This is a genomic window from New Jersey aster yellows phytoplasma (genome assembly GCF_002554195.1).
Classification (GTDB): Bacteria; Bacillota_I; Bacilli_A; order Acholeplasmatales; family Acholeplasmataceae; genus Phytoplasma.
In genome coordinates this window covers 1-7,975 of sequence record NZ_MAPF01000027.1, presented here as the reverse complement: position 1 = coordinate 7,975, position 7,975 = coordinate 1, and the positions used below count along the sequence as shown (strand labels likewise).

General features: G+C 29.3%; 10 protein-coding genes and 1 pseudogene. 10 read left to right on the top strand and 1 reads right to left on the bottom strand.

Annotated features, from left to right (window positions below):
* On the bottom strand, positions 1-643 hold a 643-nt coding region (locus BBA70_RS01210), incomplete at its 3' end, for a DNA double-strand break repair protein Rad50 (protein WP_252861502.1).
* Positions 644-771: 128 nt separating this feature from the next.
* Here BBA70_RS01210 and BBA70_RS01205 point away from each other — a divergent pair.
* The 10 genes and pseudogenes from BBA70_RS01205 to BBA70_RS01160 all read left to right on the top strand — a co-directional run bounded on the left by BBA70_RS01205 (position 772) and on the right by BBA70_RS01160 (position 7,966).
* A complete protein-coding gene (locus BBA70_RS01205; protein WP_252861501.1) occupies positions 772-1,377 on the top strand; it encodes a sigma-70 family RNA polymerase sigma factor in 606 nt (201 codons plus the stop codon).
* 181 nt (positions 1,378-1,558) lie between these two features.
* A complete protein-coding gene (locus BBA70_RS01200) occupies positions 1,559-1,894 on the top strand; it encodes a single-stranded DNA-binding protein (RefSeq protein WP_252861500.1) in 336 nt (111 codons plus the stop codon).
* 182 nt (positions 1,895-2,076) lie between these two features.
* A complete protein-coding gene (locus BBA70_RS01195) occupies positions 2,077-2,367 on the top strand; it encodes an HU family DNA-binding protein (RefSeq protein WP_011412512.1) in 291 nt (96 codons plus the stop codon).
* A gap of 35 nt (positions 2,368-2,402) precedes the next feature.
* Positions 2,403-2,984, top strand: coding sequence for a hypothetical protein (locus tag BBA70_RS01190; protein WP_252861499.1), 582 nt, complete (start codon positions 2,403-2,405; stop codon positions 2,982-2,984).
* A 191-nt stretch (positions 2,985-3,175) separates the two neighbouring features.
* Positions 3,176-4,525, top strand: coding sequence for an AAA family ATPase (locus BBA70_RS01185; RefSeq protein ID WP_252861498.1), 1,350 nt, complete (start codon positions 3,176-3,178; stop codon positions 4,523-4,525).
* A gap of 669 nt (positions 4,526-5,194) precedes the next feature.
* The gene (locus BBA70_RS03915) at positions 5,195-5,647 is read left to right on the top strand and encodes a hypothetical protein (RefSeq protein ID WP_425312271.1); all 453 of its coding nucleotides are present in this window, start codon (positions 5,195-5,197) and stop codon (positions 5,645-5,647) included.
* Positions 5,610-6,023 (top strand): hypothetical protein, encoded by a 414-nt coding sequence (locus tag BBA70_RS01175; protein ID WP_252861497.1) that lies wholly within the window; start codon positions 5,610-5,612, stop codon positions 6,021-6,023. The genes BBA70_RS03915 and BBA70_RS01175 overlap by 38 nt, the downstream gene beginning before the upstream one ends.
* A 100-nt stretch (positions 6,024-6,123) precedes the next feature.
* Positions 6,124-6,744 carry an ATPase gene (locus BBA70_RS01170; protein ID WP_011412508.1) on the top strand — a complete coding sequence of 207 codons (621 nt, stop codon included), beginning with the start codon at positions 6,124-6,126 and terminating at the stop codon, positions 6,742-6,744.
* Between the two features lie 69 nt (positions 6,745-6,813).
* A pseudogene (locus BBA70_RS01165) lies at positions 6,814-7,688 on the top strand (hypothetical protein).
* Positions 7,689-7,714: 26 nt separating this feature from the next.
* The gene (locus BBA70_RS01160) at positions 7,715-7,966 is read left to right on the top strand and encodes an SVM family protein (RefSeq protein WP_252861496.1); all 252 of its coding nucleotides are present in this window, start codon (positions 7,715-7,717) and stop codon (positions 7,964-7,966) included.
* Positions 7,967-7,975: the final 9 nt, after the last annotated feature.

Genomic DNA, 7,975 nt, shown 5'->3' with positions numbered 1-7,975 from the left:
TTGGTTCTTGTTGTATTATTTTTGGTTGTTCGTTTTTGATTTCGTCAGTTATTTGTTGTCTTTTGAGTTCTAATTCTTCGGTTATTTTTTCGTATTCGTTGATGACAGAATTTCTATCTTTATTAATATTTTCAATAATGTTTTCTGATTTTCTATGTTCTTGTGTTAAATTATCTTCACTATTACGAGCGTTATATTCTTCTAATTTCTTTTCTTGGTCTTTGTAGTCAGCGTCGAGTTTGGCTAGGTCGCGATCGATGTCTTTGGTATACATTTCTAAGGCTTCTTTGGTAATCATTGGGAGTGATTCTTTGTTTTCGTTCGATACTTCGTTGTACATATGCCATAAACGGTGTCCTTCGTGAAGAACTAAAGTAGTTTTAGTCATACCTTGTGAGAATTTACGTGTGAAAGTAAGTGATTTGCCTATGATTTTAATACCGTATTTGGCAGGGATTAAATCAGTTACTTTATCGAAGGCTTTGAACCCCATTTTACATGCATTACCAAAGGAAAAGGAGTTTTCTTTTTCGTAGGTTTCCATACGAACATGCATGGCTTTATATTTTTCTTTTAAAGATTGATATAATTCTCGTTCGGCCTCTATTTTTTCGATTTTTTTGTTGACTTTGAACTGTTCCAAAACTTTAGACACTTTTTAATTTTTAAAAGTTTTTTAATGCTAACTATTAAGTTAGTCTTTTTTTTCTTTATCTAGACTAAAAAAATAATTTCCTATCTTTTCTAAGAATATTTTTAGAAAGGAATAAAATGTTAAGAGAAAAATTATTTAAAGATTTTTTAAAAAGTAAAAAGAATTTAGAAATACGTAATCAACTAATAAATTTACATGAACCATTAGTAAAAAAACTAGTTTCTAAATTTAAATATTATCCACGTGTCCTTCAAAAACAAGATTTATACCAAGAAGGAGTTTTAGGATTGATCAAAGCTTTAAATAATTATGTAGATTTAGGTTATGACTTTGTTACTTATGCAACTCCAAAAATAAAATTTGCAATCAATGAATTAATAAGAAAAAGTCATTCACCTTCAATTCCTCAAAAAACTCATAAAACTAATAGCACTTCTTTTCAAGAAGAAAAACATTCATTGGAGAAAGGAAATAGAAATCCTAACCCTCATCAAATATGGTTAAAACAAGTAAATCATGAACTCTTATTAAAGAAACTAAAAACTAAATTAAGCAAAAAGGAATTTAATATCATTAGATTAAGTTTTGGCATTCCCTTAGGAAATATCAACGAAGATTATCAACCGAGTTATTCCAATCAAGAAATAGCCCAAAAACTTAATTTAACTTTAAGGCAAGTAGAAACTCTTAAAAATATAGCAATCAATAAATTGAAAAAATAAATGATATGAAACTAGAAAATATTTTCTATCTTTTAATATTTTGCTTGCATTGTTTGTTTCTATTATCTTTGGTTGAGACTATTACTTAATGTAAAATTTAAACTCAATACAAAAAACAACTTTCCCAAATAAACACAACATCATCAACATTAAAAATAATCAAAATAAGGAGAATAAAAAAATGTTAAACAACGTTCAATTAATCGGTCGTATCACTCATGATCTTGACAAACAATATCTTAAGGTTAACAACGAACAAATTCCTAAAATAGATTTTCAATTAGCGGTTAACCAAACCAAAGACAAAGTTCAATATATTCCTTGTGTAGTTTTTAGAACCCAAGCGGAAAATTTTCATAAATACTTACATAAAGGGTCTAAAATTTATCTAGAAGGGACATTATCTATCCAAAAATACACCAACAACGAAGGTCAAAAGAAAACAAATACTAAAGTAATCGTTAATAATGTCATCTTTTTAGATAATAAACCTCAAACTGATAATTTACCATTTTAAAATAAAAGAACATTGATATTAAACATCTTAACTTTTAAAAAGAAAACCAAAATAAAGGAGAAAAAAAATAATATGAGTGACGCCATGACTGAAATCGCCCGCGGTACTTACTTCAAAGACCGCAGCAAATTAAAATCTAAAACTAAAAAAAATAATAAACCAAACCAAAAGGAGAAAAAAATATGACTAAAAAAGAATTAATTAAAAATATAGCCGAGGCCAATAAAACCTCAATTTCAAAAACAGAAGAATTTTACCATTCATTCGAACATACCCTAATAGAATCCATTACTTCCAACGAAGAAGTAATTTTATCCTCTAAAATAGGTAAATTCATCTTAAAAACAAGAAAAGCTTATACTGGTAGAAACCCCCAAACAGGAAAAAAACTAAAAATTCCTGCAAAAACCATAGTAACTTTTAAATTATCTAAAACCATTAAAGATAAAGTGAAAGATTTAATCTTGAAATAACCATTAATAAAAAAACATTAGAGAAAGGAGGTTAAATGATGAAATTAAAAACCAAAATTTATCTCAGTTTTTTAGGATTTCTTCTGTTGGGGTTAATTATTTTATTAATTATGGGACTTTTTCAAACTAATCAAACACCCAACAAAACTGGAAAAGTAACTAATCATCCCCAACTGGATTCAACTAAACAAAAAGCGCTCGAACAAAAAATCATTAACCAACAAGCCAAATTACAAAAACTCCAACAACAAGATCACCAATTAAAAACTCAAATTGATGAAAACGTCAAAACTTTAAATGACATTATTACCAAAATTAAAACTCTTCAAACTGAATTAACTAATAATCCTCAATTAAATCCGACAATAAAAGCCCAAAAACAACAACAATTAACGGAACTGAAAAATCAACAACAAACTCAACAAACCTTAGTCAATAATTTAATCGAACAAAGAAAAGCTTTAAACCAAAATGAAAAAGAAAAACAAGAAGAATTAGCAAAATTAGCTCAAGAAAAAGCTCAATTACAAACTCAAGAAAATCTTCAACAACAAATCACCCAATTAAACCAAGCCTTGTGTTATGTGGAAGCTAATCAAAAAAAATCGAAGAATTAAAAACTCAAAAAGAATATCGTACAAATCAAACTGAATTAAAAAATTTAAATTCTTTCAATCTTTTCTTAACAGGTCAAAAACTTTATTTTACCAAACAAAAAAATAATTTAACCACTCAATTAAATCTCTTAAAAGCTAATAAACCTTTAGCAAATATTAAGCATAAAGTTACTTTTAAAGAGGTCTGTGGAATGGAAAATGAAAAAGAAGAATTAGAAGATTTATTAACTTATTTTCAAACTAATCAATCTTTGATTAACTTTGATAAAGTGCGTCCGAAAGGCTACCTTTTATATGGACCACCAGGAACAGGTAAAACTTTTTTAATCAAAGCTTTATGTGGCGAGGCTAATGTTCACTTTATTAACTTAATTCCTGCAAAATTAGACCAAAAATACATTGGTGAAGGCAAAGCTACCTTAGAAAAAATCTGGCAAGAAGCCGAAGAAAATGATAAAACAATTATCTTTATTGACGAAATCGATGGTTTACCTAACCGTAGTGATAAAAATACTTCCTCAGTCAGCGCCAATATTGTAAACACTTTATTAGATAAACTTGATGGATTTCAACGTTCTGATAAAAAGATTGTCTTAATGGGCGCCGCTAACAACCTTGATAAAATTGATAGTGCTTTAAGAAGTCGTTTTAGTAAAGAAATCTATGTGGGTAATTTAAAAGATAGCGAAATTGAAGGTTATTTAAAACATAACATTATCCCTTATCAAATTAGTTATCATACTTTTTTAGCTTTAAAAGATATCGCCCAACTATGTCAAGGCAAAAACCTCTCTAACCGTGATTTAACCACCATCATCGAAGAAGCCTACAAAAAAACCGCCAAATGGCAAACAAAAAACCCAGAAACTCACGCCGTTATGTTACCTTCCGATTTAGAAGAAGCCTTAAAACTAAAATTAAAAATTAACCCTGATTATCAACAAACCAAACAACGCCGCGAAGCTTGTGAAAATCAATATTATCAATGGCGTCAAGGGTTCAATCAATATTTAGCTAAACCTAAAGACACCATTAAAATAGAATGTCGTTACACTTTTGATGGCTTAAACGGAATTAATTATTACCGTCAACAACATTCTCAAACTAAAACTGATTTAGAAAATACAACAAAAAAATTAACCCAAATCCACCAAGCCAACAAAATCCCTCAATTAGAAAAGGAATTAACTACCTTAAACCAAACTCCTGAAAAATACGAACAAACAATCAAAGACAAAACCCAAGAAATCATTAATATTAAAAATAAACTGCAAAGATTAAAAACTAGAGAAGAAAAACTAAGAAAAGAATTAAAACTGGTCGAAAATCGTCTAAATACCCAACCCGAACCTTCCAACCTAGCTATCTTCATCAAAAACCGCCATCCTTTCGACCGATGGAATAAAGATGGCGATACTTATAATCATACTACTTTAGACGGTTTCGACAGTGCATCTTTTGACGCAAAAGCCGACAGCCAATTATATTCTTACATTAACTTCGAAAAAAACAACACAAAGGCCCAGGTGGTAACTACTTAATCCTAAAATACAAAGGCCCTAAACATTTCTTACAAGAAGACAAAGACTATTACCTTGGTGATGCTTTCGTTCACAATGAAAACTTCAAATTAACCGATTTTCACCTCCACTTCAACCCTATCCGTAAAACTTTATCAATCTTCAAAGATAAACATCATGTAAAACCTCAAAATAATAATTAAAAATAATTTCACCAACATTAAAAGACTCTATTTAGAGTCTTTTTTTATATCAAATTAAAGAAAGAGAGAAGAACTATGAATAAAAAAAATAACAAAAAAATCAACTGGAAAAATAATCATTACCAAAAGAAAACCAACAACCGAACATCCTAAAATAGTTATTGAAACACAAACTAAAAAAGAAAATTGGTTCCTAAAAATCTTAAAATCAATTTTCAATATCATCCTTATTTTATTACCATTTATCCTAATTGGTGGGGCAATTTATTGGACACTTTTTAAATTTTTTCCTGAAGTTTTAAACCAAATCAACGATTTTACAAATAACGCCGCGACTAAAATTAAATCGTTATACGATAAAACTACTCAACCAATTCGTAATTTTATTGAATATATCTATCGTAAATTAACAGGCAATGATAAAGATCCTAATCACATTCCTTCGCCACAAACGAAATTAGGATATTATTTAGCAACTACTTTAAGTGTGATCGGTATTTGTTTAGGATTAGGTAAAATCGGTAATTGGTTTAAAAGTGGCAAGACAAAAACAATAAAAAAAGGTACTAAAACTATCGTTCAAAAGAAAGCTACTTCTAAAGTAGCTAATTTCGGTGGCAAACTGTTAAGATTTGGCAGCAAGGCCATTTTCTTTGTTTCTTTAGCTTCAACCGCTTATGAACTTTACCAATTTTATCAAAGCGAAACTAAAAATCCTCATCCGCCCCAACCATTAACCAACAAAATAGAAAATCCCCAAGCGCCAATCTTACAAGCGCCATCTATTCAACAAACGCCAAGCCCAACCATTATTGAAAATGAAGAATCAACTTTAACTAATAATAATGAAAATAAAATAACAGAAACAACTCAAGAAGAAACTAACAATACTGAAGATACAAATGCCAACGAAAGAGGAAACCATAATCTCAATCCCTGATCAAGGTTCAGTTGATAAAACAACAACTGAACCAGAACAAATCTATGAAGAACAACGTCACCACACACAACACCTTGGCGAGGAATTAAAAGAAACTAGTAAAGTAACTGAAACTCACCAACAAACTCCTGAAGAATTACTCAAAGCTAAAAAGTTATTAGAAATTAAACTCCAACAAGAAAAAATAAATAGTCTTAATTTAGAAACCCAAAAAGCCAATTTAGAACATGATTTAATTCAAAAACAAGAAGAATTAGAAAATAATCAAAAACTATCTGAACAAGAAAAACAAGAACTTCAAAAAGAAATCAATCAACAAACTGACAAAATCCGTTCTAAAGAAAACGAAATCTTTACCCAAGATCAAAAAAAATAATCAACTAGAAACCGATCTCCACCAAGAAAAAACTCTCAACACGGAAAAAGAAAAACAAATTAATAAATTAATCGAGCAAATTAACGAACAACATCAAAATATGGAAAACCTCCAAAATCAACTCCAAGAACAAAAAACCTTACTAGAAGCTAAAAATCAAGAATTATTAACCAATCAAGCCTTATCCGAACAAGAAAAGCAAACTCTCCAAAAGGAAATCAATCAATTAACTACTAATTTTCAACAAAAAGAAAAGGAATATCAAACTATCATCGCCCAAAAAGATCAAGAAATAACCGAACTAAACCAAATCATTAACCAACAAGCTGAAGAAATAAACCGTTTAAGCGACGAATTAGAACAACAAATCGATAAATGGGTACAACAAGGCCTACATATTCAAGCCCTTGAAGGAACAATCAAAGCTTTAGAAAACGCTTCAGGTAAATATATCGAAGAAAACGCTGAACTCCGTCACGAAATCGAAACTCTCAAAGAAAAATTAAAAACCGAAAAAACCCGACACGAAGCAACTAAAAAAACTTTGAAAGATAATATGAATAAATTAACCGACAAAACAGCAGAATACAACCAAACCAAAGAAATCATAGACAAACAAAAAACCTGGAAAGGTTCAATCCAACCTTTTACTACAAAAATTAAAGACGACGTAAACAAAAAAATCGATAAAGTAACTTCTTGGTTTCGTAAATGGTTTTAAGGTTAATTAAAAAGTTAAATATGTTAAAATACCTATATATTGAAAATTCTTCCAAAGGAATTAATAAACATGTTCAAAATTAAAAAAATAAGCAAATGGTTTTTATTAATAATTATTTTAATCGTGGCAGCTTTTATTGGGTTTATCATCTTAACTGAAACAGGAGTCATCAAACTCCCTAAAGACCCAATTCCTACCTTTCAAGAAACTAAATTTGAAAACATTGAAGAATGGTACGACGATAATCAAAAATGTACAATGATTAAAGCTAAATACACCTTTGATGGGTTAAATGGTGTTGGTTATTATCAACAACAAAAACTAAAAGCAGAACAATTATTTCGTGAACGAGAATTATTAGAAACAGAAGCTAAAGAAAAAAACCTACAAATTTATTTAAATGATAAAGCTATAGATATGAATCGTTCACCTAATAATCCTGAATTAGATAATTTATCAAAAAAAATCATGAAAAATCAAGATGAACTAATTAAAATAAATCAACGCTTAATATTAGAACGCCTCGAATCCCAACCCGAACCTTCCAACCTAGCTATCTTCATCAAAAACCGCCATCCTTTCGACCGATGGAATAAAGATGGCGATACTTATAATCATACTACTTTAGACGGTTTCGACAGTGCATCTTTTGACGCAAAAGCCGACAGCCAATTATATTCTTACATTAACTTCGAAAAAAACAACACAAAGGCCCAGGTGGTAACTACTTAATCCTAAAATACAAAGGCCCTAAACATTTCTTACAAGAAGACAAAGACTATTACCTTGGTGATGCTTTCGTTCACAATGAAAACTTCAAATTAACCGATTTTCACCTCCACTTCAACCCTATCCGTAAAACTTTATCAATCTTCAAAGATAAACATAACAATGATAAAGTTGAAGAAGCAGAAATGAAAAGAAGACAGACTGATGTCTGGTAATAAAAAATAAAAGGAGATTTCATATAATGTTTAAAATCAAAAATAATTTATTATTGTTATTAAATGTATTTGTATTCGCTTTTTTAGGATTATTTTTAATTAATAATAATCAACAAGTAATGGGGATGGATAAAGATATTGCTAGCACTAGTAATAATAACCCAAACATAACTAATTACTCTATTGAAGAAAATATAATTAATTTAAAATATAAAATTCGAGAAAATGCAGTTAAAAAAACTAAATATAGAAAACGAAATACAACAATTATCAAATAATGAACCTAG

Excerpts from the sequence above, each read along its gene's own strand:
- BBA70_RS01205 (WP_252861501.1), top strand. The coding sequence starts at position 772 with ATGTTAAGAGAAAAATTATTTAAAGATTTTTTAAAAAGTAAAAAGAAT.
- BBA70_RS01200 (WP_252861500.1), top strand. The coding sequence starts at position 1,559 with ATGTTAAACAACGTTCAATTAATCGGTCGTATCACTCATGATCTTGAC.
- BBA70_RS01195 (WP_011412512.1), top strand. The coding sequence starts at position 2,077 with ATGACTAAAAAAGAATTAATTAAAAATATAGCCGAGGCCAATAAAACC.
- BBA70_RS01190 (WP_252861499.1), top strand. The coding sequence starts at position 2,403 with ATGATGAAATTAAAAACCAAAATTTATCTCAGTTTTTTAGGATTTCTT.
- BBA70_RS01185 (WP_252861498.1), top strand. The coding sequence starts at position 3,176 with ATGGAAAATGAAAAAGAAGAATTAGAAGATTTATTAACTTATTTTCAA.
- BBA70_RS01175 (WP_252861497.1), top strand. The coding sequence starts at position 5,610 with ATGCCAACGAAAGAGGAAACCATAATCTCAATCCCTGATCAAGGTTCA.
- BBA70_RS01170 (WP_011412508.1), top strand. The coding sequence starts at position 6,124 with ATGGAAAACCTCCAAAATCAACTCCAAGAACAAAAAACCTTACTAGAA.
- BBA70_RS01160 (WP_252861496.1), top strand. The coding sequence starts at position 7,715 with ATGTTTAAAATCAAAAATAATTTATTATTGTTATTAAATGTATTTGTA.